The organism is Bradyrhizobium sp. 23AC (assembly GCF_054863025.1).
Genome location: NZ_JAVAYN010000003.1, coordinates 314123 through 339160, shown reverse-complemented (window position 1 = coordinate 339160; position 25038 = coordinate 314123). Strand labels below are relative to the sequence as shown.

General features: G+C 64.2%; 19 protein-coding genes. 14 read left to right on the top strand and 5 right to left on the bottom strand.

Going from position 1 to position 25038, the window contains the following annotated elements; genetic code table 11:
* Window positions 1-200: 200 nt before the first annotated feature.
* Both RAD10_RS09920 and RAD10_RS09915 read right to left on the bottom strand, forming a co-directional pair.
* Complete coding sequence (locus RAD10_RS09920) at window positions 201-1937, bottom strand: bifunctional protein-serine/threonine kinase/phosphatase (RefSeq protein WP_201759872.1); 1737 nt, start codon at window positions 1935-1937, stop codon at window positions 201-203.
* 60 nt (window positions 1938-1997) lie between these two features.
* Window positions 1998-2837: a formate/nitrite transporter family protein gene (locus tag RAD10_RS09915; RefSeq protein WP_092259682.1), complete on the bottom strand. Its 840-nt coding sequence runs from the start codon at window positions 2835-2837 to the stop codon at window positions 1998-2000.
* Between the two features lie 674 nt (window positions 2838-3511).
* On the opposite strand from RAD10_RS09915, the gene RAD10_RS09910 reads away from it, so the two are divergent.
* The 11 genes from RAD10_RS09910 to RAD10_RS09860 all read left to right on the top strand — a co-directional run bounded on the left by RAD10_RS09910 (window position 3512) and on the right by RAD10_RS09860 (window position 17078).
* Window positions 3512-4831, top strand: coding sequence for a CmpA/NrtA family ABC transporter substrate-binding protein (locus tag RAD10_RS09910; RefSeq protein WP_461617300.1), 1320 nt, complete (start codon window positions 3512-3514; stop codon window positions 4829-4831).
* 60 nt (window positions 4832-4891) lie between these two features.
* Entirely contained in the window at window positions 4892-5788 is an 897-nt protein-coding gene (gene ntrB / locus RAD10_RS09905; RefSeq protein ID WP_461617299.1) for a nitrate ABC transporter permease, read from the top strand.
* A 13-nt stretch (window positions 5789-5801) separates the two neighbouring features.
* Window positions 5802-6596 (top strand): ABC transporter ATP-binding protein, encoded by a 795-nt coding sequence (locus RAD10_RS09900; protein ID WP_018322789.1) that lies wholly within the window; start codon window positions 5802-5804, stop codon window positions 6594-6596.
* Between the two features lie 336 nt (window positions 6597-6932).
* Complete coding sequence (locus RAD10_RS09895) at window positions 6933-8312, top strand: MFS transporter (RefSeq protein WP_461617298.1); 1380 nt, start codon at window positions 6933-6935, stop codon at window positions 8310-8312.
* Between the two features lie 119 nt (window positions 8313-8431).
* The gene (locus RAD10_RS09890; RefSeq protein WP_461617297.1) at window positions 8432-8860 is read left to right on the top strand and encodes a globin family protein; all 429 of its coding nucleotides are present in this window, start codon (window positions 8432-8434) and stop codon (window positions 8858-8860) included.
* A gap of 10 nt (window positions 8861-8870) precedes the next feature.
* Window positions 8871-10088 carry an NAD(P)/FAD-dependent oxidoreductase gene (locus RAD10_RS09885; RefSeq protein WP_461617296.1) on the top strand — a complete coding sequence of 406 codons (1218 nt, stop codon included), beginning with the start codon at window positions 8871-8873 and terminating at the stop codon, window positions 10086-10088.
* 28 nt (window positions 10089-10116) lie between these two features.
* On the top strand, window positions 10117-12813 hold the full coding sequence (locus RAD10_RS09880) for a nitrate reductase (protein WP_461617501.1): 2697 nt from the start codon (window positions 10117-10119) through the stop codon (window positions 12811-12813).
* Between the two features lie 207 nt (window positions 12814-13020).
* The gene (locus RAD10_RS09875; RefSeq protein ID WP_461617500.1) at window positions 13021-13923 is read left to right on the top strand and encodes an SMP-30/gluconolactonase/LRE family protein; all 903 of its coding nucleotides are present in this window, start codon (window positions 13021-13023) and stop codon (window positions 13921-13923) included.
* 46 nt (window positions 13924-13969) lie between these two features.
* On the top strand, window positions 13970-14809 hold the full coding sequence (locus tag RAD10_RS09870; protein ID WP_461617295.1) for an aldo/keto reductase: 840 nt from the start codon (window positions 13970-13972) through the stop codon (window positions 14807-14809).
* A gap of 187 nt (window positions 14810-14996) precedes the next feature.
* On the top strand, window positions 14997-15938 hold the full coding sequence (locus RAD10_RS09865; protein ID WP_461617499.1) for a DMT family transporter: 942 nt from the start codon (window positions 14997-14999) through the stop codon (window positions 15936-15938).
* Window positions 15939-15998: 60 nt separating this feature from the next.
* On the top strand, window positions 15999-17078 hold the full coding sequence (locus RAD10_RS09860; RefSeq protein WP_461617294.1) for a zinc-binding dehydrogenase: 1080 nt from the start codon (window positions 15999-16001) through the stop codon (window positions 17076-17078).
* A 148-nt stretch (window positions 17079-17226) separates the two neighbouring features.
* Here the strand turns inward: RAD10_RS09860 and ppk2 are convergent, their stop codons facing one another.
* Together ppk2 and RAD10_RS09850 are read right to left on the bottom strand one after the other, a co-directional pair.
* The gene (gene ppk2, locus RAD10_RS09855; protein WP_461617293.1) at window positions 17227-18147 is read right to left on the bottom strand and encodes a polyphosphate kinase 2; all 921 of its coding nucleotides are present in this window, start codon (window positions 18145-18147) and stop codon (window positions 17227-17229) included.
* A gap of 96 nt (window positions 18148-18243) precedes the next feature.
* Window positions 18244-18705 (bottom strand): Lrp/AsnC family transcriptional regulator, encoded by a 462-nt coding sequence (locus RAD10_RS09850; protein WP_028144303.1) that lies wholly within the window; start codon window positions 18703-18705, stop codon window positions 18244-18246.
* Window positions 18706-18839: 134 nt separating this feature from the next.
* Here RAD10_RS09850 and RAD10_RS09845 point away from each other — a divergent pair, with 134 nt between their 5' ends.
* Both RAD10_RS09845 and RAD10_RS09840 read left to right on the top strand, forming a co-directional pair.
* Window positions 18840-21203, top strand: coding sequence for a transketolase (locus tag RAD10_RS09845; RefSeq protein ID WP_461617292.1), 2364 nt, complete (start codon window positions 18840-18842; stop codon window positions 21201-21203).
* A 324-nt stretch (window positions 21204-21527) separates the two neighbouring features.
* Window positions 21528-22958, top strand: a complete 1431-nt coding sequence (locus RAD10_RS09840; protein ID WP_028144301.1) for an aldehyde dehydrogenase family protein — start codon at window positions 21528-21530, stop codon at window positions 22956-22958.
* 182 nt (window positions 22959-23140) lie between these two features.
* Here RAD10_RS09840 and RAD10_RS09835 read toward each other — a convergent pair whose 3' ends face one another.
* Window positions 23141-24118, bottom strand: coding sequence for an SMP-30/gluconolactonase/LRE family protein (locus tag RAD10_RS09835; RefSeq protein WP_461617291.1), 978 nt, complete (start codon window positions 24116-24118; stop codon window positions 23141-23143).
* An 89-nt stretch (window positions 24119-24207) separates the two neighbouring features.
* Here RAD10_RS09835 and RAD10_RS09830 point away from each other — a divergent pair, with 89 nt between their 5' ends.
* The gene (locus tag RAD10_RS09830) at window positions 24208-25032 is read left to right on the top strand and encodes an NAD-dependent epimerase/dehydratase family protein (protein ID WP_461617290.1); all 825 of its coding nucleotides are present in this window, start codon (window positions 24208-24210) and stop codon (window positions 25030-25032) included.
* Window positions 25033-25038 lie beyond the last annotated feature (6 nt).

Sequence of the window (25038 nt, the reverse complement as noted above, 5' to 3'; positions counted from 1 at the left end):
TGCTTGAGCTTTGGAACAGCTGGTACGACACCCTGGCCTCGGTGGAGGCGCTTGCCACTGTCATCATCATTGTCCTAGTGGCTGCAGGCGCTATTACGCTGGCGGATAGTCGACGCCGGTGAACGCGTCCGACAAAAGATTGATCCAGGGGAGACCTCGATAAAAGTTCCGCATGACCGTCAGAAGCTGACGCTTCGGCCCTAGCGGGCGTGCAGCAGCGCCAGCAGCACGACGACGGCGCAGGCGAGCGCGGCCGAGGTCAGCTTCCAGAACATCAGCGGGCTGCGCTCCAATAGCGGCGTGATCCGCGTGTCCAGATAGGCTGGATTGGGCGTGCGAAGCTCGAAGACGAATTCGGACAGGTCCTCGTGCCGCTTGTAGGGATCGGGATGCAGCGCGCGGCGGAGCGCGCCGTCGATCCAGGCCGGCACATTGCGGTCGTCGTCTGCGGAGCGATATTTGAGCCTCCGCACGTCCGCCTTGCGCCGGATCCTGGCAATTTGGGCGCCGTAGGGAAGCTTTCCCGTCAACATCTGGTAGCAGATCACCGCCAGCGAAAACATGTCGGAGCGCGGTGAGCCGCCTTGCCCGAGAAAATACTCCGGCGCCGTATACTGGACCGTGCCCAGGATTTCGTCGGCCTCGTCCCGTGGCGCAGCCTCCGCGACGCCCGCAACCCTGACCGATCCGAAGTCGATGATCTTCGCGGTGCCGGTCTTGTCGATCAGGATGTTGTCGGGCCTGAGGTCCTGATGCAGCATCTCCATGCGGTGGAAGGCGCGCAGGCCCGCGGCGATCTGTTCAATGATGCCTCGCACGGTTTCGAGATCGGGGCGCGGATTGTCGGTCATCCACTGCTTCAGGGTCTGCCCCTCGACGAATTCGGTCGCGACATAGAGATAATTGCGGCGCCGCGACTGCGACAGCGGCTTCAGCACGTGCGGGCTGTCGATCCGGCGCGCGATCCATTCCTCCATCAGGAAGCGCTTGAGATAGGCGGCGTTGTCGCGCAAATCGACCGACGGCAGCTTGAGTGCGACCGGCTCCTCGGTCTCGACATCGACGGCGAGATAGATGTGGCTGCGGCTGCTGCCGTGGATCTCGCGGACGATGCGGTAGCCGTCGAACATCGCGCGCGGCTCCGGCAGCGGAGGCAGCGGCAATTGTGAGGTCTGATTGAAGATGCCGGCCGGCTCGCGCTGCGGCACCGCGTCGATGCGGATAATCTGGACGGTGATGTTGTCGTCGCTGCCGCGCCGGTAGGCTTCCTCGACGATCGCCCTTGCCGCTCCGTCGAGCTCGCCTGCGTGCTCGTTCAGCGCGCTCGTGATGAAGCGCGCGTCGACGAATTCGTAGGCGCCGTCGGTCGCCAGCAGGAACGTGTCGCCGGCCTCGACCTCGAACGCCAGGTAGTCGATCTCGAGCTGCGGATTGATGCCGAGCGCGCGGCCGAGATAGGTCTGCTCCGACGACACGATGATCCGATGATCGTCGGTGAGCTGCTCGAGCGCCTTGCCGGCGACGCGGTAGATGCGGCAGTCGCCGACATGGAAGATGTGCGCGGTGGTCGCCTTGATGACCATGGCGCTCAGGGTGCAGACGTAGCCCTTGTCGCGGTCATAGGCGTACTGGCTCTTGCGCGTCTGCGCGTGCAGCCAGGAATTGGTCGCGTCGAGCACGCGGCGGGCGGAGGTCTTCACCGTCCAGGATTCCGACGTGCAGTAATAGTCCATCAGGAAGCTCTTGACCGCCGACTCGCTGGCGATCTGGCTCACCGTGCTGCTGGAGATGCCGTCGGCGAGAACCGCCGCAATGCCCTTCAGGCCGAGCAGCGGCTCCTCCGGAATCAGGACGCCGTGAAAATCCTGGTTGAGGGGCTTGCGACCCTTGTCGGAGTGCTGGCCGACCGAGATCAGGAGTCCGCGGGTCATCGTCATCACCAGGAGAGGGGAGCCTCACCCTGCTCGGGCGAGGCTCCCCTGTCGAGACGTATTCGATCAGGCGGCGACGCGGGGCTTTGCAGCCTTGTCGACCTGGCGCTTCGGCAGGGTCATGACGTGCGTGGCGTAGAGGGTCATGCCGGTGAAGGCGAGGCCGCCGACGAGGTTGCCGAGCACAGTCGGGATCTCGTTCCAGATCAGATAGTCAAGGATCGAGAATTTTGCGCCGAGCAGCAGGCCGGACGGGAACAGGAACATGTTCACGACGGAATGCTCGAACACCATGTAGAAGAACACCAGGATCGGCATCCACATCGCGATCACCTTGCCGGGGACCGAGGTCGAGATCATGGCGCCGACGACGCCGGTCGAGACCATCCAGTTGCAGAGCATGCCGCGCATGAACAGCGTCGCCATGCCGGCCGCACCGTGCGCGGCGTAGCCGAGCGTCCGGCTTTCGCCGATGATTCCGATGGCGGTGCCGACCTTGTCCGGCGGCTGCGTGAAGCCGAAGGTGGTGACGAACGCCATCATGAAGGCGACCGTGAACGCGCCGGCGAAATTACCGATGAACACGAGGCCCCAGTTGCGCAGCACGCCGCCGATCGTGACGCCCGGACGCTTATCGATCAGGGCAAGCGGCGAGAGCACGAACACGCCGGTCAGGAGGTCGAAGCCGAGGAGGTACAGCATGACGAAGCCGACCGGAAACAAGAGCGCGCCGACCAGCGGCTGACCCGTGTTGACGTTGATCGTGACGGCGAACCATGCGGCGAGCGTGAGGATGGCGCCGGCCATGTAGGCGCGGATGATGGTATCCCGGGTGGACATGAAGATCTTGGACTCGCCCGCATCCACCATCTTGGTGACGAATTCCGAAGGCGCGAGATACGACATCAATGGTTCCTTTTGCTTCGTAAGAGAGATCGACGCGCCCGGAAGCGCGGCTGCAACGTCATTGGCCGTGCGGGCTGGCCTGCCGCGCACGAGGGCTAGGAAATGTCTGGAAGCCGTGGGAATCGCGTCACGAGGACTAAAGCCGGGAAGGGCCGCGAGGCAGTTGAGCTTCCGGATGCAGCCGCCAGAGGCTGCAACAATGCGGCGAGCCGCAGTCTTCGTTGACGTCCATGGATAAGCAAGTTGCGTGCCGCGCCGTCTGGCAAGAAAGATATAGCAATATCAATGAGATGGATCTCGGTCCAATCCGGCGTCACAGCACTTGGCGGCCTGTTGCTTGATCTGTTGCACAAGGTTTGTGCGCCGCACAAGAATTGAGCAGGCCGCAACTTTCGCATGCGGGTTGGACCTGCGACAGTCACGCGCGGTCTCCTTAACATTCTGATTTATAATATGTTTTCGCGGTGGCGCGCTTGGCATGAAGCTTGAATAGTTCCATGCCGACGCCATTGAAGCCGTCCCGCGAGACTTCTCATCCGACTTGCCGACGCCACCAGACGGGGGTCTCCCCGTCGTGCGTTCGCATGCGCCAAAGACGGCGCCACCGGACGGACGGGCTGCTCGTGTGCACTGACGCCATCAATTCTGCAACGACGCAAAGGACGATACAGCCTATGACCAAGCGCACCCGCCGGCCCTCGGAGACTGGCCTCAGCCGCCGTCAATTGTTGAAGGCCACCGGCTCGACCGCCGCACTTCTCGCCGCCGCAAAACTGAATTTCCCCGCCGGCGCTTTCGCGCAGGATTCAGGCCCCGAGGTCAAGGGTGCCAAGCTCGGCTTCATCGCGCTGAGCGATGCCGGGCCGCTCTTCGTCGCCAAGGACAAGGGCCTGTTCGCCAAATACGGCATGCCCGACACCGACGTGCAGAAGCAGGCCTCCTGGGGCACCACGCGCGACAATCTCGTGCTCGGCTCCGAAGGCAATGGCATCGACGGCGCGCATATCCTGACCCCGATGCCGTATCTGATCTCGGCCGGCAAGGTGACGCAGAACAACCAGCCGACGCCGATGTACATCCTGGCGCGGCTCAATCTCGACAGCCAGTGCATCTCGGTCGCCAACGAATATGCCGACCTCAAGCTCGGCGTCGACGCATCGCCGTTCAAGGCCGCGCTGGAGAAGAAGAAGGCCTCCGGCAAGGCCATCAAAGCCGCGATGACCTTCCCCGGCGGCACGCACGACCTCTGGATCCGCTATTGGCTCGCTGCCGGCGGCATCGATCCCGACAAGGACATCGAGACCATCGTGGTGCCGCCACCGCAGATGGTGGCCAACATGAAGGTCGGCACCATGGACTGCTTCTGCGTCGGCGAGCCCTGGAATCTGCAGCTGATCAATCAGAAGATCGGCTACACCGCGGTCAACACCGGCGAGCTCTGGAATAAGCATCCGGAAAAGTCCTTCGGCATGCGCGCCGCCTTCGTCGACAAATATCCGAAGGCCGCCAAGGCGCTGCTGATGGCCGTGATGGAAGCCCAGCAATGGGCCGACAAGGCCGAGAACAAGGCCGAGCTCGCCGCCATCATGGGCAAACGGCAGTGGATGAACTGCCCGGTCGAGGATGTGCTCGATCGCAGCGCCGGCAAGTTCGACTACGGCATTCCCGGCAAGGTGGTCGAGAACTCGCCGCACATCATGAAGTACTGGCGCGACTTCGCTTCTTACCCCTTCCAGAGCCACGACCTCTGGTTCCTCACCGAGGACATCCGCTGGGGCAAGTATGAGCCTGGCTTCGACACCAAGGCGCTGATCGCCAAGGTCAATCGCGAGGACATGTGGCGCGATGCGGCCAAGACTCTGGGCATCGCCGCCGCAGAAATTCCAACCTCCACCTCGCGCGGCAAGGAGACCTTCTTCGACGGCAAGGTGTTCGATCCGGAAAATCCGGCAGCCTATCTGAAATCGCTCGCGATCAAGCGCGTCGAAGTCTGATGGAGCCTGCGGCCGCCGTCAGGCGGCCGCTTCGTCCTTTGAAGCCGGAGAGGGATTTCGATGAACATGCCTGCCACGAAGATTGAGCTTGAGACCGCGTCGCCTGCGGCCGTTGCCGCGCCGGTCGTCGCGCTGACACCGAAGCGTCCGCCGCGCACGGAAGCCTATGCACGGATGGCGCGGGAAACCGCCGTGCGCGTGATCCCGCCGCTGGTCGTGATCGCGCTTTTGACGCTGGTGTGGGAACTGGTCTGCCGTCGCGCCGGCTCGGCGCTGCCGCCGCCGTCGAAAGTGTTCAAGGACACCAAGGAGCTGATCCTCGATCCGTTCTTCGACCATGGCGGCATCGACAAGGGCCTGTTCTGGCATCTGTCCGCCAGTCTGCAGCGCGTTGCCCTGGGCTATTCGCTCTCGGCGATCGCCGGCATCGCGCTCGGCGTCCTGGTCGGACAGTCGGTCTGGGCCATGCGCGGGCTCGATCCGCTGTTCCAGGTGTTGCGCACGATTCCGCCGCTGGCCTGGCTGCCGCTGTCGCTCGCGGCCTTCCGCGACGGTCAGCCCTCGGCGATCTTCGTCATCTTCATCACCTCGATCTGGCCGATCATCATCAACACCGCGGTCGGCATCCGCAACATCCCGCAGGACTATCGCAACGTCGCCGCGGTGGTGCAGCTCAATCCGCTCGAATTCTTTGCCAAGATCATGATCCCGGCGGCCGCGCCCTACATCTTCACCGGCCTTCGCATCGGCATCGGCCTGTCGTGGCTGGCGATCGTCGCGGCGGAAATGCTGATCGGCGGTGTCGGCATCGGGTTCTTCATCTGGGACGCCTGGAACTCCTCGCATATCAGCGAGATCATCCTGGCGCTGTTCTATGTCGGCATCGTCGGCTTCGTGCTGGACCGCGTGATCGCTGGCCTCGGCAAGGTCGTCACCCGCGGCACCGCGCTGAACTGAGAGGAGAGGGTACATGACCGCCTATCTGAAGCTCGACCACATCGACAAGGTCTTTACCCGCGGCGCCGCCACCACGGAGGTGCTGAAGGAGATCAATCTCACGATCGAGAAGGGCGAATACGTCTCGATCATCGGCCATTCCGGCTGCGGCAAGTCGACCCTGCTCAACATCATCGCGGGGCTGACCAACGCCACCACCGGCGGCGTGCTGCTGGAAAACCGCGAGGTCAACTCGCCGGGGCCCGACCGCGCCGTGGTGTTCCAGAACCACAGCCTGTTGCCGTGGCTCACCGTGTACGAGAACGTCAGGCTCGGCGTCGACAAGGTCTTTGCCAGGACCAAGTCCCGCGCCGAGCGTGACGCCTGGGTCATGCACAATCTCAATCTGGTGCAGATGGCCCATGCCAAGGACAAGCGTCCTTCCGAAATCTCCGGCGGCATGAAACAGCGCGTCGGCATTGCGCGGGCGCTGGCGATGGAGCCGAAGGTGCTGCTGCTGGACGAGCCGTTCGGCGCGCTCGACGCACTGACCCGTGCTCACTTGCAGGACTCGGTGATGGCGCTGCATCAGAAGCTCGGCAATACCATTTTGATGATCACTCACGACGTCGACGAGGCCGTGCTGCTGTCCGACCGCATCGTGATGATGACCAATGGGCCGAGCGCGCGGATCGGCGAGGTGCTGGAGGTGCCGCTGGTTCGCCCGCGCAAGCGGCTCGAGCTCGCCACCAACACCACCTATCTGAAGTGCCGCCAGCGCGTGCTCGAATTCCTCTACGAGCGTCATCGCTTCGTCGAGGCCGCGTAACGAAGAGTTAACGCGAGCGGATGCCCGCGCACAAATAATCGACATCCCGCTCAATCCTTGTGCGTCGCACAAGGATTGAGCGAATCGCAAATTTAGCGTGCGGAAAAGCCCTGCAGAAATTTCTGGCAATACGAATAACGTCCTGAAATCCCTGTATTTCCAGCGTGCGCGCAATTGGCACGGAAATTGAAATGTCTTTGCGCGACGCCAACGACGACGTCCCTCAACATCATCAATCAGCATCGTGAACTCGCCACCGGGGTGAAGCCTCGGAGCGCGCCTCCATGTGAGGCAGAGCCTGCAACGACGCAGCGGTGAGCCTGGAAGGGATACTCAATGACGAAGAATCCTACTTGGATTTCAGACTGGCGCCCCGAAGATGAGGCGTTCTGGAATGCGACTGGCAAGACTATCGCGCGACGCAACCTGATCTGGTCGATCGTGGCCGAGCATATCGGCTTCTCGGTCTGGCTGATCTGGAGCATCGTCACCACCAAGCTGCCGCAGGCGGGCTTTTACTACTCAACCGACCAGCTGTTCCAGCTGATCGCGGTGCCGGGGCTGATCGGCGCCCTGATGCGCTTTCCCTACACTTTCGCGGTGACCACGTTCGGCGGCCGCAACTGGACCATCTTCAGCGCGGCGATCCTGTTCATTCCGACCTTGTCGCTTGCCTATTTCGTGAGCCAGCCCGACACGCCGTTCTGGCTGATGCTACTGATCGCCTCGACCGCGGGTCTCGGCGGCGGCAACTTCGCCTCCAGCATGACCAACATCTCCTTCTTCTTCCCCGACCGGATGAAGGGCTGGGCGCTCGGCCTGAACGCGGCCGGCGGCAATATCGGCGTCTCCAGCGTGCAGCTCCTGACCCCGATCCTGATGACGCTCGCCGTCTTCAACCTGTTCCAGGCGACGCCGGTCGACGGCATCTTCCTGCAGAATGCCGGCCTGATGTGGGTGCTGCCGATCGCGATCGCGGTGTTCGGTGCCGTGTTCTTCATGAACAACCTGACCACGGCGAAGTCGTCGGTGAAGAACCAGCTTGCGATCGTCAAGCGCAAGCACACCTGGATCATGGCGTATCTCTATATTGGAACGTTCGGCTCGTTCATCGGCTATTCGGCTGCGTTTCCGCTGCTGATCAAGACCCAGTTCCCACAAATCACGATTGCGATCGCGTTCCTGGGGCCGCTGGTCGGCTCGCTGTCGCGGCCGCTCGGCGGCTGGCTTGCCGACAAGATCGGTGGCTCGGTCATCACCTTCTGGAACTTCATGGTGATGGCGGGCGCAACGGTCGGCGTGCTCTACTTCGTCGGGCAGAAGGATTTCATCGGCTTCCTGTCGATGTTCCTGATCCTGTTCGTGACGACGGGTATCGGCAATGGGTCGACCTATCGCATGATCCCCTCGATCTTCCGCGAAGAGAACCTGTTCAAGGTGCGCGGCAAGGGCGATGCGGCGCGCGCGCTCGCGCTGAAGACGGCGAGCATCGAGAGCGGTGCGGCGGTCGGCTTCATCGGCGCGATCGGCGCCGTTGGTGGCTATCTGATCCCGACCGGTTTCGGCAAGTCGATCGCCCTGACCGGCGGCCCCCAGCTCGCGCTCGCGATCTATCTCGGCTTCTACGCCAGCTGCCTCGGCTTGACGTGGTGGTTCTACCTGCGTCGCGGCCCGCAGGGTGAGGGCGCGTCAAGCCTCGCGGAGGCGCGAGTCTGACACTTGGTACGAATCTCGCTTCTCCCCGTACGCGGGGAGAAGCATTGCCCGACAGTTTGACCATGAACCTGGTTCGCAATGGCGCGCACCAAGGCAAACCCAACAGGCAGGAGAACATCATGACGCCAGAACAGATCACCCTCATCCAGCAGAGCTTCGCCAAGGTCGCGCCGATTTCGCAAGCAGCCTCCGTGTTGTTCTACGATCGCCTGTTCGAGGTGGCGCCGTCCGTGCGCGCGATGTTCCCTGAAGATATGACCGAGCAGCGCAAGAAGCTGATGGGCATGCTCGCCGCCGTCGTCAGCGGCCTGTCGAACCTGGAGACGATTCTTCCCGCGGCCTCCGCGCTCGCCAAGCGTCACGTCGCTTACGGCGCCACGGCCGAGCACTACCCCGTGGTCGGTGCGACCTTGCTGTGGACCCTTGAGAAGGGCCTTGGCGAGGCCTGGACGCCCGAATTGGCAAAGGCCTGGACCGACGCTTACGGCGTGCTGTCCGGCTACATGATGTCCGAGGCCTATGGCGCGCAAGCGCAGGCCGCTGAATAGGAGATGCCTCGTGAGTGAACCGCTGGTCATCGTCGGTAACGGTATGGCAGCCGCGCGTCTGGTCGACGAGCTCGCCAAGACCGCACTCGGCCGCTACGCGGTCGCCGTGATCGGCGAGGAGCCGCGGCTCGCTTACAATCGCGTACTGCTTTCATCCGTGCTGGCCGGCGAGACCGGCTCGCACGAGATCGAGCTCCGGCCGGCCGATTGGTGGCGTCATCGCGGCGTCACGGTGCGCTACGGCTATCGCGTCACCGAGATCGACACCGGCCGCCGCGAGCTCAAGATCGAGGGCGAGGAGAGCATGGAATATTCCAAGCTCGTGCTCGCCACCGGATCGACGCCGCTGCGGCTCAATTTGCCGGGCGCCGATCTCGCCGGCGTGCACACGTTTCGCGATACGCGCGATGTCGACCTTTTGCTGACGCTGGCCGCTGCGAAGAAGCGCGTTGTCGTCGTCGGCGGCGGCCTGCTCGGACTCGAGGCAGCCTACGGCCTTGCCAAGGCCGGTGCGCCGGTGACGCTGCTGCACCTGATGGACCGGCTGATGGAGCGTCAGCTCGACGGGCCGGCTGCCGACCTGCTCAAGACGCTAGTCGAGCGCAAGGGCATCCGCATCCTGCTCAATGCCTCGACCGCCCGCATCCAAGGCGATGGTCATGTCGAGGCCGTCGAGCTTGCCGATGGCAGCCGCATCGAGGCCGATGCGGTGATCTTCGCCGCCGGCATCAAGCCGAACGTGGCGCTTGCCAAAGACGCCGGCATCGCGGTCAACCGCGGCATCGTCGTCAACGATTTGATGCAGACGGCATCACCCGACATCTTCGCGCTCGGCGAATGCGCCGAGCATCGCGGCACCTGCTATGGCCTGGTCGAGCCAGCCTATGAGCAGGCGCGGGTGCTGGCACGGCATCTGGCTGGCCGGCCCGCCGCCTACCAGGGCAGCGTGGTCTCGACCAATTTGAAGGTCTCCGGCGTCAGCGTGTTCTCCGCCGGCGACTTCATGGGCGGGGAGGGCAGCGAGAGCCTGGTGCTGACCGACCGCAGGCGCGGCACCTACAAGAAGCTCGTGATCGCCGACGGCCGGCTCACCGGCGCGGTGCTGATCGGCGATACCGTCGATGCGCTCTGGTATCTCGAGCTGATCCGCAATCGCGACAAGGTTGCGGCGATCCGCACCGACATGATGTTCGGCCGCGCGCTCGCGCGTCCTTCCAAGGCGGCTTGATAGAGCCGGCGTGACAAGGCAGCTTGATATGACGGCGATCGATCCCACGCTTCGTGCCACCAAGACGACCTGTCCCTATTGCGGCGTCGGCTGCGGCGTGTTGGCGACGCCGGATGGCAAGGGCGGTGCGGCGATCGCTGGCGATCCTGACCATCCCGCCAATTTCGGCCGGCTGTGCTCGAAAGGCTCAGCGCTCGGCGAGACCGTTGGCCTCGAAAGCCGTCTGCTCTATCCGATGATCCGCTGCAAGGGCGTGCTCGAGCGCGTCGCCTGGAGCGATGCGCTCGATCATGTTGCCCACCGCATGCAGCACATCGTGGCGCGAGATGGCGCCGATGCGGTCGCGTTCTATCTCTCCGGCCAGCTCCTCACCGAGGATTATTACGTCGCCAACAAGCTGATGAAGGGCTTTGTCGGCACGGCCAATGTCGACACCAATTCGCGGCTCTGCATGTCGTCCTCGGTCGCCGGCCATCGCCGCGCCTTTGGCGCCGACACAGTCCCCGGCTGCTATGAGGATCTCGACCAGGCCGATCTGCTGGTCTTCGTCGGCTCGAACGCGGCCTGGTGCCATCCGGTGCTATTCCAGCGCATGCTGAAGAACCGTGGGGAGCGTGGCGCGCGCATGATCGTGATCGATCCGCGCCGCACCGACACTGCAAGCGATGTCGATCTGTTCCTCGGCCTCAAGCCCGGCACCGATACCGCGCTGTTCTCCGGCCTGTTTGTCCATCTCGCCGACAATGGTGCGCTGGACCAGGACTACATCGCGCAGAACACGAGCGGTTTCGACGACGCGCTGGCGCGTGCGCGCAGCATCGCCGGCAGCGTCACTGCGACGGCGCTCGCGACGGGCCTCTCCGAGCAGGATGTCGCCACCTTCTTCAAGATGTTCCGCGACACGGACCGCGTCGTCACGCTGTATTCGCAGGGCGTCAACCAGTCGGCGCAGGGCACCGACAAGGTCAACGCGATCCTGAACTGCCATCTCGCGACGGGGCGCATCGGCAAGCCCGGTGCCTCGCCGTTCTCGCTCACCGGCCAGCCCAACGCGATGGGCGGCCGCGAGGTCGGCGGTCTCGCCAATATGCTCGCGGCCCATATGGGCTTCACGCCGCCCGACATCGATCGTGTCAGGCGGTTCTGGAAGGCGCCGCGCATCGCCACCCATGAGGGCTTGAAGGCGGTGCAGCTGTTCGAAGCCATCCATCGCGGCGAGGTCAAGGCGCTCTGGGTGATGGGCACCAATCCCGCGGTGTCGCTGCCCGATGCGGACTTCGTGCGCGAGGCGTTGAAGAAGCTCGAGCTGTTCGTGGTGTCCGAGAACGTGCTCTCCAACGACACGGTCGATGCCGGTCCGCATGTGCTGCTGCCGGCGCTCGCCTGGGGCGAGAAGTCGGGCACCGTGACCAATTCCGAGCGCCGCATCTCGCGCCAGCGCTCGTTTCTGCCGGCGCCGGGCGAGGCGCGGCCGGACTGGTGGATCCTGAGCGAGACGGCAAAGCGTCTCGGCTTCGGCGACAGCTTCAACTACAAATCCGCCGCGGAGATTTTCCGCGAGCACGCCGCGCTCTCGGCGTTCGAGAACGACGGTAGCCGCGATTTCGACATCGGCGCGCTGACCTCGCTTTCGGACGAAGGCTTCGATGCCCTAAAGCCGGTACAGTGGCCGGTGCGTGAAGGCGGAGTGCCGGGCGATCGCTTCTTCGCGAGCGGCGGCTTCTTCACCAATGACGGCAAGGGCCGCTTCATTGCGCCGGAGGTGCCGTCGCTGCGCGGCGAGACCGGCGCCTCGCGCCCCCTCAGGCTCAACACCGGACGTATCCGCGACCAGTGGCACACCATGACGCGCACGGGTCTCAGCCAGCGGCTTGGTGCGCATCTGCCGGAGCCCTTCGTCGAGATCCACCCTGATGATGCCGGCAAATACGGCATCGTTCACGACGGCTTTGCCCGCGTTACCACCGATTACGGTCAGTGCATCCTGAAGGTCGTCGTCAGTGACGGCACTCAGCGTGGCACGTTGTTCGCGCCGATCCACTGGAGCGCGATGAACGCCTCGCATGGCCGCGTCGGCGCGCTGGTGCAGTCCTTCACCGATCCGTTCTCGGGGCAGCCGGAATCCAAGGCGACGCCGGCTGCGATCGCGCCTTACGAATTCGTCTTCCGTGGCTTTGCGCTGTCGCGGAAGCAGCTCGATCTGCCGCCGAACCTGTTGTGGACCCGCGTCACGGTCACCGGCGGCTTCGGCTATCTCTTCGCCGACAACGCCGACCTTTCGCGCTGGCCGGCCTGGCTCGAGAGCGTCGCCGGCGAGGACGTTGCCGACTATCGCGACTTTGGCGGCGGCGTTTATCGCGCTGCGTCTTTCGCAGGCGACCGCATCGAGACCTGCTTGTTCGTCGGTCCGGCGCATGACGCCGGCGACTGGGAGGTGGTGAAGAGCCTGTTCGTGGCCGACCTCGTCACCGACGATCAGCGTCGCATGCTGCTGTCAGGCAAGTCCGGCGAGGGCGCCGCCTCGACCGGGCCGATCGTCTGCGCCTGCTTCGGCGTCGGCCGCGGCACCATCTGCGAGACCATCGCAGCCGGCGCGCGCTCGGCTGCCGAGATCGGCGCCAAGCTCAAGGCCGGCACCAATTGCGGCTCCTGCATTCCGGAACTGAAGCGCCTGATCGCGACGACGGACGTGGCGCCGGTGAAGCAGGCGAAGGTCGTCGCATAGGCTCGGCTGTTATCGCCCGGCTTGACCGGGCGATCCAGTACGCCGAGACATCTGTGATGAAGCGGTGAGGCCGCGGCGTACTGGATTCCCCGCTTTCGCGGGGAATGACAGTGAGGGCGAGGCGCCATGCCTCCGCCTCAATCGACGCGCCGTCGATTGTGCCCTATGCTGCGCGCTCCCCCCTCAACACGTCCAAAAACAACAATGATGTACCTGGAAACGCCGCCGCGCCTGATCGAGACGAAGATCTTTTCCGCCATGCCCGAAAAGTTCCGCCGCAAGGGCGTGCGGACCGATTGGGCTGATGCCAACCGGCCAAATGTGCCGACCGACAGCTTCATCGAGGGGCCCTCCTTCGACACGGACGGCAATCTCTACATCGTCGACATTCCCTTCGGCCGCATCTTCCGTATTGCGCCTGACGGTGAGTGGTCGCAGGTCCTCGAATATGAGGGTTGGCCGAACGGACTGAAGATCGCATCCGACGGCCGCATCCTGGTGGCCGACTACATGCACGGCATCATGGAGCTCGACCCCAAGGCCGGTCGCATCAAGCCCGTCCTGACCGCGCGCAATTCGGAATCGTTTCGCGGCTGCAACGATCTGCATCTTGCTTCGAACGGCGACATCTATTTCACCGATCAGGGCCAGACCGGCCTGCACGACCCCAGCGGTCGCGTGTATCGTCTCGCATCGAATGGCAGGCTCGATTGTCTGATCAACACCGGTATCAGCCCGAATGGCCTGGTGCTCGACCCAACAGAAACCGTGCTGTTCGTCGCGATGACGCGCGACAACGCGGTGTGGCGGTTGCCGTTCATGAAGGATGGCAGCGTGTCCAAGGTCGGCCGCTTCTGCTCGCTGTTTGGCACCAGCGGCCCCGATGGCTTGACCATGGACGCCAAGGGCCGCCTGTTCGTCGGTCATGCTTCGCTCGGCCACGTCTTCGTGTTCGCGCCGAACGGCGAATTGCTTGCGCGGATCAAGTCGTGCGCGGGGCCGAATTGCACGAATGTGGCGATCGGTGGCGCAAACAAGGATCGTCTCTATATCACGGAGTCATCGACCGGCAGCGTGCTGGTTGCTGATATCAGCGGATTGAACTCCTGAGCCTTGTGGCAGTTGCCCGAGCAGAGGAGCGACAGCGGAGACGAACATGAATGCAAAACTCTTCGGCAAGACCGACGCCAACGTCTCCGTCGTCGGGCAGGGCACCTGGTATCTCGACCATGGCGACCGCAAGCGGGCGATCGCGGCGCTCCAGCGCGGGCTCGATCTGGGCATGACCCACATCGACACCGCCGAGATGTATGGCGATGCGGAGCTCGTCATTGCCGATGCGATCGCGGGTCGCCGTGATGAAGTGTTCCTGGTCTCCAAGGTGTTGCCGAGTAACGCGTCGCGCCGCGGAACCATCACCGCCTGCGAGCGGTCCCTGAAGCGGCTCAAGACCGACCGTCTCGATTGCTATCTCCTGCACTGGCGTGGCTCCTATCCGCTGGAAGACACCGTGGCCGCGTTCGAGGAACTGGTGAAATCGGGCAAGATCAAATCCTGGGGCGTCTCCAATTTCGATGCTGACGATCTCGACGAAATTCTCGACGTCGCCGGCGAGGGTCGTATCGCCTGCGATCAGGTGCTTTATCATCTGAAGGAACGCGCGATCGAGCACGCGGTGATCCCCTGGTGCGAGCGGCATGGTGTCGCCGTGGTCGCCTACTCGCCGTTCGGTCACGACGATTTTCCGGATGCGCGCAGCAAGGGCGGCGCCGTGTTGGCACGCATTGCCGAAGAGCGTCGTGCGACACCGCGTCAGGTCGCGCTGAGCTTTCTCACCCGTGCGACTACGGTGTTCGCGATTCCGAAGGCGTCGTCCGCCGAACATGCCGGCGAGAATGCGGCGGCCGGTGATCTCGTGCTGACGAAAGACGAGATTTCGGCGCTTGATGCGGCGTTTCCGCGCGGTCCGAAGCCGCGTAGCCTGCCGATGCTGTAATGCACAAACGGCCATTATTAACGGAGCATTGACGCGCGCGGCGGCTCGCGCATATCGGCATCCTGTTTTCGGAAGTTGTGAACGCGGCGCAATTGTCGTTTTTTACGACCGTTCTCGATTCGCATTTTCCCGGGTTCCAGCCGTGACACCGCCGCCCGCCGCAGCCGCAAGGCTCGACAGTATCCCTATGCCCGTGCCGGAGAAGAAGCAGAAGGCTCGCCGCGCGCCCGCGCGCGTCGACCATCCCTTCAAGGGCATCGCGCTGGTGCTGCTGTCGACGATCTTCCTCGGCTGCTCCGACACCACCGCGAAATATCTCTCGACCAGCCTGCCGTCGATCGAGATCACCTGGATCCGCTTCGTCACCTTCGCGCTGATGTTCACGCCGGTGATGCTGCCGGGCTCGCCGCTGCATGCGATGCGCACCGAGCGGCTCGGCCTGCAGCTGATGCGCGGTGCCGCGCTGCTCGGCTCCTCGTTGTTCTTCATCACTGGCCTGAGTTTCCTGCCCATTGCGGAAGCTTCCGCCACCGGCTTCGTCTCGCCGCTGTTCGTTACCGCGCTCTCGATCGTCTTCCTGAGCGAGAAGGTTGGCCTGCGACGGTGGATCGCGACCGGGATCGGCCTGACGGGCGTGCTGATCATCCTGCGGCCAGGCACCAGCGCGTTCCACGCCGCCGCGTTCTTCCCGATCATCTCGGCGTTCTGCTGGGCGGCCGCGCTGATCCTGACGCGCATGATGAGCGGGCGTGAAGCCGTGCTCACCACGATGGCGTATTCCGCGCTCACGGGCGTTGCGATCCTTTCCGTGATGGTGCCGTTCGTCTGGGTCACGCCGACCTGGACCGCGATCGGGCTCGGCATCGTAATCGGCGTCGCCTCCACCGTCGGCCAGTGGATCATCGTGCTGGCCTATCGCTATGGCGATGCCTCGGTGCTGGCGCCGTTCTCCTACACGCAGCTGCTGTGGGTCAGCATTCTCGGCTTCTTCATCTTCGGTGAGGTCCCCGATCTCTGGACGGTCGTCGGCGCAGCCTTCATCGTCGCCAGCGGTCTCTACATCGCCCATCGAGAGCGTATCCGCCGCGCCCAGCTGCTGGTGCTGGAAGAGCGTTCCCCGAACCCCTGACGCAAGTTCGCGCGCCCTGTTACGTGCTATCAACGGCTCCAACAATACGGGAGGAGCCGGATGCGCGCTGCGATTTTCAGGAACGGTGAGATTGTCGTCGACAGGATGGCCGAGCCGAAGCCGGGCCCCGGCCAGGTGCTGGTCAAGACGCTCGCCTGCGGCATCTGCGGCTCCGACCTGCATGCGCGCCAGCACGCACCGCGGATGGTGGAGATGGCCAGGAAGACCGGCCGCACGCCGATGGATCTGTCGCGTGACGTCGTGTTCGGTCACGAATTCTGCTGCGAGATCGTCGATTACGGCCCCGGCACGGAACGCAAGTTCAAACCGGGGACGCATGTCTGCTCGCTGCCCGCGCTGGTGACGCCGGAAGGCATCAAGGGGATCGGCTATTCCAACGACTTCGTCGGTGGCTATGCGGAGCAGATGCTTTTGAGCGAGCCGCTCCTGCTCGAAGTGCCCAACGGTCTTGCGCCGGAACATGCGGCGTTGACCGAGCCGCTCGCAGTCGGCATTCACGCCGTGGCAAAGGCCAATATCCGGGGCGGCGAGGTGCCGCTCGTCATCGGTTGCGGCCCTGTCGGGCTCGCAGTGATCGCGGCGCTGAAGATCAAGGGGCTGCACCCGATCGTCGCCGCCGACTATTCGCCGGCGCGCCGCGCGCTCGCTGCAAGGCTCGGCGCCGACGTCGTCGTCGATCCCAGGGTGTCGCAGTCCTATGCGACCTGGGCCGAGCACGCGCAGATGTCGGATGCGGAGAAGGCCGCGCGGCCGCCGTTCCAGGCCATGCTGCCAGCGCTGAAGCCCGCGATCATCTTCGAATGCGTCGGCGTGCCCGGGCTGCTGCAGCAGGTGTTCGAAGGCGCACCGCGTGACGCGCGCATCGTGGTGGTCGGTGTCTGCATGGAGACCGACAAGAGCGAGCCGATGCTCGGCGTCATGAAGGAGCTCAACGTCCAATACGTGCTGGGCTACACGCCGGACGAATTCGCAGGCTCACTGCGCCTGATCGCGGAAGGGCAGGTGGATGCGGCGGCGATGGTCACGGCCGAGGTCGGCATCGACGGCGTCGCCAAGGCGTTCGCCGATCTCGCCAACCCTGAAGCCCACACCAAGATCATCGTGCAGCCGTGGCGGTGACGGTCTCGTAGGGTGGGCAAAGGCGCAAAGCGCCGTGCCCACCATCTTTCCCGATTCAAACGCAGGTGGTGGGCACGCTTCGCTTTGCCCACCCTACGAGACCTGAGTTTGCGGCCATACCCATGCAGGCCGAATTCGTTCGCCCCCGTCAATACTTCTCCGGCACGTACATCTCCGGCGGAACCGGGCCGCGCTGATAGTCGGGGTGGCGGACGCGCGGCGGCAGCATCACCGGCGCGCGAGCGACCTCCTGATACGGGATCTGGCTGAGGAGATGCGCGATGCAGTTGAGCCGCGCCCGCTTCTTGTCGACGGCATCGACGATCCACCATGGCGAGTCCGGCAGGTGCGTGTGTTCGAGCATCGTCTCCTTGGCCTTGGTGTATGCCTCCCAGCGGCTGCGCGCCTCGACGTCCATCGGGCTCAGCTTCCACTGCTTGAGCGGATCCTTGATGCGCATGGTGAAGCGGAACTGCTGCTCGTCGTCGGTGATCGAGAACCAGTATTTGACCAGGATGATGCCGGAGCGGATCAGCATGCGCTCGAACTCGGGCACCGTCTTGAAGAATTCCTGGTACTCCTCCTCCGAGCAGAAGCCCATCACGCGCTCGACGCCGGCGCGGTTGTACCAGCTGCGGTCGAACAGCACGATCTCGCCGCCGGCCGGCAGGTGCGACACGTAGCGCTGGAAGTACCATTGCGTGCGCTCGCGCTCGCTCGGGGCGGGAAGCGCCGCGACGCGGCAGATGCGCGGATTGAGGCGCTGGGTAATGCGCTTGATGACGCCGCCCTTGCCGGCGGAGTCGCGGCCCTCGAACAGCACGACAACCTTCTTCCGCTCGCTTTGCACCCAGTCCTGCAGCTTGACCAGCTCGCCCTGGAGCCGCAGCAGCTCCCGGAAATAGAGCTTGCGATCGACCGTCGGACCCGGTGTGTCGGTTTCTTCCAGGAGCTCGTCGAGCCTCGTGTCATCGAGCTCCATCTCCAGCTCCTCGTCGAGGTCGTCGGCCATCTCCTGAATGATGCGCTCGCGCTTGGCGGTTTGGAAGGTGCGGTCGGATGCGGTCATGGGCTTCTTCTCTCGGCTAGGGTGCCAGTGTTACCAACGACCATCGGCGGGGTTTGTTGCGTCCATGTGACAGCCGCTCTGTCACGCTGAGGCAGGTCACACCGGCAGCGCGATCGAGTATTTCACCTGGCTCAGTGCAAAGCTCGACTCGATCGAGGCGATGCCGTCGAGCCGGGTCAGCTTGGTCTTGAGAAACGTCTCGTAGGAGGCGAGGTCGGCCGCGACGACGCGCAGGAGGTAGTCGCGGTTGCCGGTCATCAGATAGCACTCCAGCACCTCGTCCCATTTCGAGATCGCGCGCGCGAAGCGGTTGAGATCCTCCTCCTTCTGCCGCGCCAGCTTGATCGAGATGAAGACGCTGACATGCAGGCCGAGCGCCTTCTGGTCCACGGTCGCAACGTAGCGGCTGATGACGCCGCGCTCCTCCAGCAGCTTGACCCGGCGATGGCAGGGCGAGACCGAGAGCCCGACCTTGTCGGCGAGTTCCTGCATGGTCAGCCGGCTGTCGGCCTGAAGCAACGCGAGGATTTTGCGGTCGATGGCGTCGAGCTCTGGCATTGGGATGAAACCTGTATATTCGGGGTAATCATTAGTATGGTATCCCAATATCGGGCGGTATTGCGCGAAAAATTGAGAAGTTTGGCGCCTCCCGCGGGCGTATCATCGCGCCACCTGTTCTCGGGAGCATTGCCATGCCCGTCGATACCGCTCGCCTCGACACCTTGACCGCGCTTAGCCGCAAGGCGCTGTGGCTCTCGTCCTGGACCATCCACCACGCCAACCACATCCGCCCCAATGCCGACGGCCTCAAGGTCGGGGGACATCAGGCCTCGTCCGCCTCGCTCGCCACCATCATGTCGGCGCTGTATTTCCACGTGCTGCGCCCCGAGGATCGCGTCGCGGTGAAGCCGCATGCGAGCCCGGTGTTCCACGCCATCCAGTATCTGTTCGGCCGGCAGAGCCGCGAGAAGCTTGAGAACTTTCGCGGCTTCAAGGGCGCGCAGTCCTATCCCTCGCGCACCAAGGACGTCGACGACGTCGATTTCTCCACCGGCTCGGTCGGCCTCGGCGTCGCGCAGACGCTGTTCGCCTCGCTGGTGCAGGATTACGTCAAGGCGCATGGCTGGATGAAGGATCGCCGCGAAGGGCGGATGATTGCGCTGGTCGGCGATGCCGAGATGGACGAGGGCAACATCTGGGAGGCGCTTGCCGAAGGGTGGAAGCACGGCCTGCGCAACACCTGGTGGGTGGTCGACTATAACCGCCAGTCGCTCGATGCCGTCGTGCGCGAAGGGCTCTGGGAAAAGTTCGAGACCATGTTCCGCAATTTCGGTTGGGACGTCGTCATCGTGAAATACGGACGCCTGATGCGCGAGGCCTTCGCCGAGCCCGGCGGCGAGGCGCTGAAGCGCTGGATCGACAATTGCCCGAACGCGCTCTACGCCGCGCTCTGCTTCCAGGGCGGCGCCGCGTTCCGCAAGCACCTGCACGATGAGATCGGCGACCAGGGCCCGATCACGAAACTGATCGACAGGCGCAGCGACGAGGAATTGCTGGCACTGATGTCGAACCTCGGCGGCCACGACATGGCGAGCATGCTGGAGGCGTTCGAATCCATCGATCACGATCGCCCGGTCTGCTTCATCGCCTACACCATCAAGGGCGTCGGCCTGCCGTTCCAGGGTCACAAGGACAATCACGCCGGCCTGATGACGGTCGCGCAGATGGAGAAATATCGCGACAGCCAGGACATCCGGCCCGGGCATGAATGGGAGAAGTACGAAGGCCTCGCGCAATCCGCCGCCGAGCTCGATGCCTTCCTCGCGCGCGTGCCGTTCAACCAGGACGGCCGCCGGCTGACCGCACCGGTCGTCGAGGTGCCCCCGCAGCTCGCCTTCAAGCCGTCACCGCAGATGTCGACCCAGCAGGGCTTTGGCCTCGCGCTGAACGAGATCGCCCGCGGCGACAGTGAATTGGCGAGGCGCATCGTCACCACCTCACCCGACGTCACGGTCTCGACCAATCTCGGCCCCTGGGTGAACCGGCGCGGTCTGTTCGCGCGCGCCGAAAAGGCGGATTTATTCCGCAGCGAGAAAATTCCGTCCACCTTCAACTGGGACTTTTCGCCCAAGGGCCAGCATCTCGAGCTTGGAATCGCCGAGATGAACCTGTTCATCATGCTCTCGGCGCTCGGGCTGTCGCACCAGATCAACGGCGAGCGGCTGCTGCCGGTCGGCACGCTCTACGATCCCTTCATCGAGCGCGGGCTCGATGCGCTGAACTACGCCTGCTACCAGGACGCGCGCTTCATGGTGGCGGCGACGCCGTCAGGCATCACGCTCGCGCCGGAGGGCGGCGCGCACCAGTCGATTGCAACGCCCCTGATCGGCATGGCACAGGACGGGCTCGCCTCGTTCGAGCCCGCTTTCGTCGACGAACTCGCCGTGATCATGGCTTTCGGTTTTGAGCACATGCAGCGCGAAGCGGGCGAGGGCGGCTCGGTGTACTTGCGTCTCTCGACGCGCAGCATCGAGCAGGCGCAGCGGATCATGACACCGGAGCTGCAGCAGGACATCACCGACGGCGCCTATTGGCTGCGCAAGCCGGGCCCGAATGCCGAAGTCGTGATCGCCTATACCGGCGCGGTGGCACCTGAGGCGATCGAGGCGACCGGCTTCATCGGCGAGAGCCGGCGCGATATCGGCCTGCTCGCTATTACCTCGGCGGACCGCCTCCATGCGGGCTGGACCGCCGCACGGAAATTGCGGCGGGATCGCCGCGGCGTGCAGCATCTCAGCCACATCGAAAAACTGCTGGCGCCGCTGCCGCGCGACTGCGGCATCGTGACCGTGATCGACGGCCATCCTTCCGCACTCGGCTGGCTCGGCAGCGTCCGCGGCCACCGCGTCGAGGCGCTCGGCGTCGAGCAGTTCGGCCAGACCGGCACGATCGCGGACCTTTATCGGCACTACGGCATCGACGCCAACGCCATCATCGATGCGGCCGAAAGCCTCACCACCGGCGCGCCGGTGCTGCATCGGAAGATGGCGGTGTAGTAGAGGTAACCGGTCGCATGGGCCCCGGCTCTGCAACGCACCGCTGCTCTGGACGATGCTTCGCATCGCCAGGATAGCGCTGCGCTGCGTCCGGGGCACGAGCCTGGTTGGACTCACTCCAATCTCGTGTCCTGGACAAGGCGCGACATGAAATGTCGCGACGGAGAGCCGGGACCCAGGCCGCTTGCCTCGCTTCAAATCGCGTCCCATATTCCGCGCGTCCGCCGCAACGCTGGCCCCGCATATGGCGGGTTCAATTGCCGGCGCTTTCGTGCAAGGATGCCTGCCGAAACGCCCCCACATGCCCCCAAGAAGAGGTTAACGATGGTCAATCGCATGCAATTCTACATCGACGGCGCCTGGGTCGATCCCGCCGTCAAGAAGTCCACCGCCGTGGTCAATCCCGCGACGGAAGAGGCGATGTACGAGGTTGCGCTGGGCTCCAAGGCCGACGTGGACAAGGCGGTTGCCGCCGCCAAGCGCGCCTTCGCAACCTTCTCCCAGACCAGCCGTGATGAGCGCGTCGCGCTGCTCACCAAGGTCATCGAGGTCTACAAGGGCCGCCTCAAGGAGATCGGCGCCGCCGTGTCCGACGAGATGGGCGCCCCGCTGCCGATGGCGGAGAAGCTCCAGGCCGGCGCCGGCCTGGGCCATCTCATGACCACGCTCGACGTGCTCAAGAACTATCATTTCGAGGAGCCGGTCGGCACCGCCATGGTGCTGCGCGAGCCGATCGGCGTGGTCGGCATGATCACGCCCTGGAACTGGCCGCTCAACCAGATTGCCTGCAAGGTCGCACCCGCGCTCGCCGCCGGCTGCACCATGATCCTGAAGCCCAGTGAGTTCACCCCGACCTCGGCGCTGATCTTTGCGGAAATCCTCCATGAAGCCGGCGTGCCCAAGGGCGTGTTCAACCTCGTCAACGGCCTCGGCCCCGAGGTCGGCGCCGCCATGAGCGAGCACCCCGACATCGACATGATCTCCTTCACCGGCTCGACCCGCGCCGGCATCGACGTGGCCAAGCGCGCCGCGCCGACCGTGAAGCGCGTCAGCCAGGAGCTCGGCGGCAAGTCGCCGAACGTCATCCTCGAAGGCGCCGACCTCACGAAGGCGGTGACCGGCGGCGTGATGCACATGTTCAACAATTCCGGCCAGTCCTGCAACGCGCCCTCGCGCATGATCGTGCCGCTGTCCAAGATGAAGGACGTCGCCGCGATCGCGAAGGCGGTCGCCGACAAGACCAAGGCCGGTGATCCCCGCGCCGAAGGCACCACCATCGGTCCGGTCGTCAACCGCGGCCAGTGGGACAAGATCCAGGGCCTGATCAAGAAGGGCATCGACGAGGGCGCAACGCTCGTCGCCGGCGGCCCGGGCCTGCCCGAAGGCGTCAACAAGGGCTTCTATGTCCGTCCGACCATCTTCGCCGACGTCACGCCCGACATGACGATCGCCCGCGAGGAGATCTTCGGACCGGTGCTGACCATCATCGGCGCCAAGGACGAAGCCGAGGCGGTGCAGATCGCCAACGACACGCCGTATGGCCTCGCCGGCTACGTCACGGGTGCCTCGGTCGAAGACGCCAAGCGCGTCGGCCGCCAGATCCGTGCCGGCAACGTCAATCTCCAGGGCGTGCCCAACGACCGCACCGCGCCGTTCGGCGGCTACAAGCAGTCGGGCAACGGACGCGAGTGGGGCAAGTACGGCCTCGAGGACTTCCTCGAAGTGAAGGCCGTCGCCGGCTTCAACGCGGCGTAAGTTTTAGCGCGTGAGCAAATGACGCCGGAGCGGGCAACCGCTCCGGCGTTTTTTGTTTCGTCATTGCGAGGAGAGATCTCGTAGGGTGGGCAAAGGCGCGCTCTTCGCGCGACGTGCCCACCATTCAGAAGTGGTGGGCACGCTTCGCTTTGCCCACCCTACGAGATCATCGCTTGCAGCGACTAACCCCCGAGCGCACCCTGTGTATTCACATACAACGCGTAGATCGACTGGCTCGCCGCCATGAACAGGCGGTTGCGCTTGACGCCGCCGAAGCAGAGATTGGCGCAGCGCTCGGGCAGCGCAATGCGGCCGATCATGACGCCGTCGGGCGCGAACACCACGACGCCGTCGAGCTCGGGATCGCCCATGCCCCAGCCGCACCAGAGATTGCCGTCGATGTCGCAGCGCATGCCGTCCGGCGTGCCAGGACCCGCATCGATGTGGACGCGCTTGTTGGAAATCTTGGTGCCATCAGCCGAGACGTCATAGGCGAGGATTTTTCGGTTCGGCACGCCGCGGGATTCCACGACATAGAGGATCTTCTCGTCCGGCGAGAAGCACAGCCCGTTCGGCCCGAGCACGCCCTCTGCGACGATGGTCGCCTTGCCGGTCGCGGGATCAAGCCGGTAGACGTTCGGGTCGATCTCGGGCTCGGCCTTGTAGCCCTCGTAATTGCCGAGCAGGCCGAAGGTCGGATCGGTGAACCAGACCGAGCCGTCCGATTTAACAATAACATCGTTTGGCGAGTTCAATCGCTTGCCGTTGAATTGATCCATCAGCACGGTGATGCTGCCGTCGTATTCGGTGCGCACCACGCGCCGCCCGCCATGTTCGCAGGTGACGAGCCGGCCCTGGCGGTCGCGCGTGTTGCCGTTGGCGAAATTGGAGGGCTTGCGGAACACGGAGACCGCGCCGGTCTCTTCCTCCCATTTGATGATGCGCTGGTTCGGGATGTCGCTGCACAAGAGATAGCGCCCGTCGCCGAACCACACCGGACCCTCGGCCCAGCGCAGGCCGGTCGCCAGCCGCTCCACTGCGGACAATTTCAGCCAGTATTTTTCGAAGCGGGGATCGAGTGCACGAATGGCCGGGTCGGGGTAATACGTCGCCGGCTGCCAGCCTGGCCGCTCCTGGGTGTGGGACGATGCCTCATTCATGTCGGTTCTCTCGTTTCGTTCCCTCTGGACAATCCTGCTATCATTAGAGACATGTGACCGCAAATCGGTCACCACAGGCGAGGGAAGACATGCCGCGTATTTTGATGACGGGAGCTTCGGGCGGAATCGGCACGAGCCTGCGAAGACTGCTGCCGCCGATCTATTCGGATCTCCTGCTGTCCGACATCAAGCCGCCCGCCGATCTCGGCGCGAACGAGAAGTTCAAGGCAGCGGACCTCGCCGATCTCGCGCAGTGCGAGGCGATCTGCGAGGGCGTCGACGGCATCATTCATTTCGGCGGCTATTCGGTCGAAGGCAGCTGGGATCAGATCCTCCAGGCCAACATCATCGGTGGCTATAATCTGTTCGAGGCGGCCTACCGCAAGGGCGTCAAGCGCGTGGTGTTCGCCTCGTCGAACCACGCCGTCGGGTTCTATCCGCGACACCACAAGATCGGCACCGACGTGACCCCGCGCCCCGACGGGCGCTACGGCGTCAGCAAGGTGTTCGGCGAAGCCGTCGGCGCTCTCTACGCCGACAAGCACGGGCTGAAGGTGACGTGCCTGCGCATCGGCAATTTCGGCGACATGCCGCTCGACCAGCGCCGGCTCTCGATCTGGCTCAAGCCCGATGATCTCGTGCAGCTCTGCCGCATCGGGCTCGAGCATCCCGACATCCATTTTGAAATCTTCTACGGTGCATCCCTCAACGAGCGCGCCTGGTGGGACAACAGCCGCGCCTACGAACTCGGCTATCGCCCCACGGGCCGCGCCGAGGATTTCCGCGAGCACGCGATGGCCGAGCAGGCCAAGCTGAAGCCGGATCCGATCGGGGATTATTTCCAGGGCGGCACGTTCTGCAGCATGGAGTTCGATGCGGATCCGGACCGGATCATCGACTGGAAGACGCGGTAGGGCCTG

Excerpts from the sequence above, each read along its gene's own strand:
- RAD10_RS09920 (WP_201759872.1), bottom strand. The coding sequence starts at position 1,937 with ATGACGATGACCCGCGGACTCCTGATCTCGGTCGGCCAGCACTCCGAC.
- RAD10_RS09915 (WP_092259682.1), bottom strand. The coding sequence starts at position 2,837 with ATGTCGTATCTCGCGCCTTCGGAATTCGTCACCAAGATGGTGGATGCG.
- RAD10_RS09910 (WP_461617300.1), top strand. The coding sequence starts at position 3,512 with ATGACCAAGCGCACCCGCCGGCCCTCGGAGACTGGCCTCAGCCGCCGT.
- ntrB (WP_461617299.1), top strand. The coding sequence starts at position 4,892 with ATGAACATGCCTGCCACGAAGATTGAGCTTGAGACCGCGTCGCCTGCG.
- RAD10_RS09900 (WP_018322789.1), top strand. The coding sequence starts at position 5,802 with ATGACCGCCTATCTGAAGCTCGACCACATCGACAAGGTCTTTACCCGC.
- RAD10_RS09895 (WP_461617298.1), top strand. The coding sequence starts at position 6,933 with ATGACGAAGAATCCTACTTGGATTTCAGACTGGCGCCCCGAAGATGAG.
- RAD10_RS09890 (WP_461617297.1), top strand. The coding sequence starts at position 8,432 with ATGACGCCAGAACAGATCACCCTCATCCAGCAGAGCTTCGCCAAGGTC.
- RAD10_RS09880 (WP_461617501.1), top strand. The coding sequence starts at position 10,117 with ATGACGGCGATCGATCCCACGCTTCGTGCCACCAAGACGACCTGTCCC.
- RAD10_RS09875 (WP_461617500.1), top strand. The coding sequence starts at position 13,021 with ATGTACCTGGAAACGCCGCCGCGCCTGATCGAGACGAAGATCTTTTCC.
- RAD10_RS09870 (WP_461617295.1), top strand. The coding sequence starts at position 13,970 with ATGAATGCAAAACTCTTCGGCAAGACCGACGCCAACGTCTCCGTCGTC.
- RAD10_RS09865 (WP_461617499.1), top strand. The coding sequence starts at position 14,997 with ATGCCCGTGCCGGAGAAGAAGCAGAAGGCTCGCCGCGCGCCCGCGCGC.
- RAD10_RS09860 (WP_461617294.1), top strand. The coding sequence starts at position 15,999 with ATGCGCGCTGCGATTTTCAGGAACGGTGAGATTGTCGTCGACAGGATG.
- ppk2 (WP_461617293.1), bottom strand. The coding sequence starts at position 18,147 with ATGACCGCATCCGACCGCACCTTCCAAACCGCCAAGCGCGAGCGCATC.
- RAD10_RS09850 (WP_028144303.1), bottom strand. The coding sequence starts at position 18,705 with ATGCCAGAGCTCGACGCCATCGACCGCAAAATCCTCGCGTTGCTTCAG.
- RAD10_RS09845 (WP_461617292.1), top strand. The coding sequence starts at position 18,840 with ATGCCCGTCGATACCGCTCGCCTCGACACCTTGACCGCGCTTAGCCGC.
- RAD10_RS09840 (WP_028144301.1), top strand. The coding sequence starts at position 21,528 with ATGGTCAATCGCATGCAATTCTACATCGACGGCGCCTGGGTCGATCCC.
- RAD10_RS09835 (WP_461617291.1), bottom strand. The coding sequence starts at position 24,118 with ATGAATGAGGCATCGTCCCACACCCAGGAGCGGCCAGGCTGGCAGCCG.
- RAD10_RS09830 (WP_461617290.1), top strand. The coding sequence starts at position 24,208 with ATGCCGCGTATTTTGATGACGGGAGCTTCGGGCGGAATCGGCACGAGC.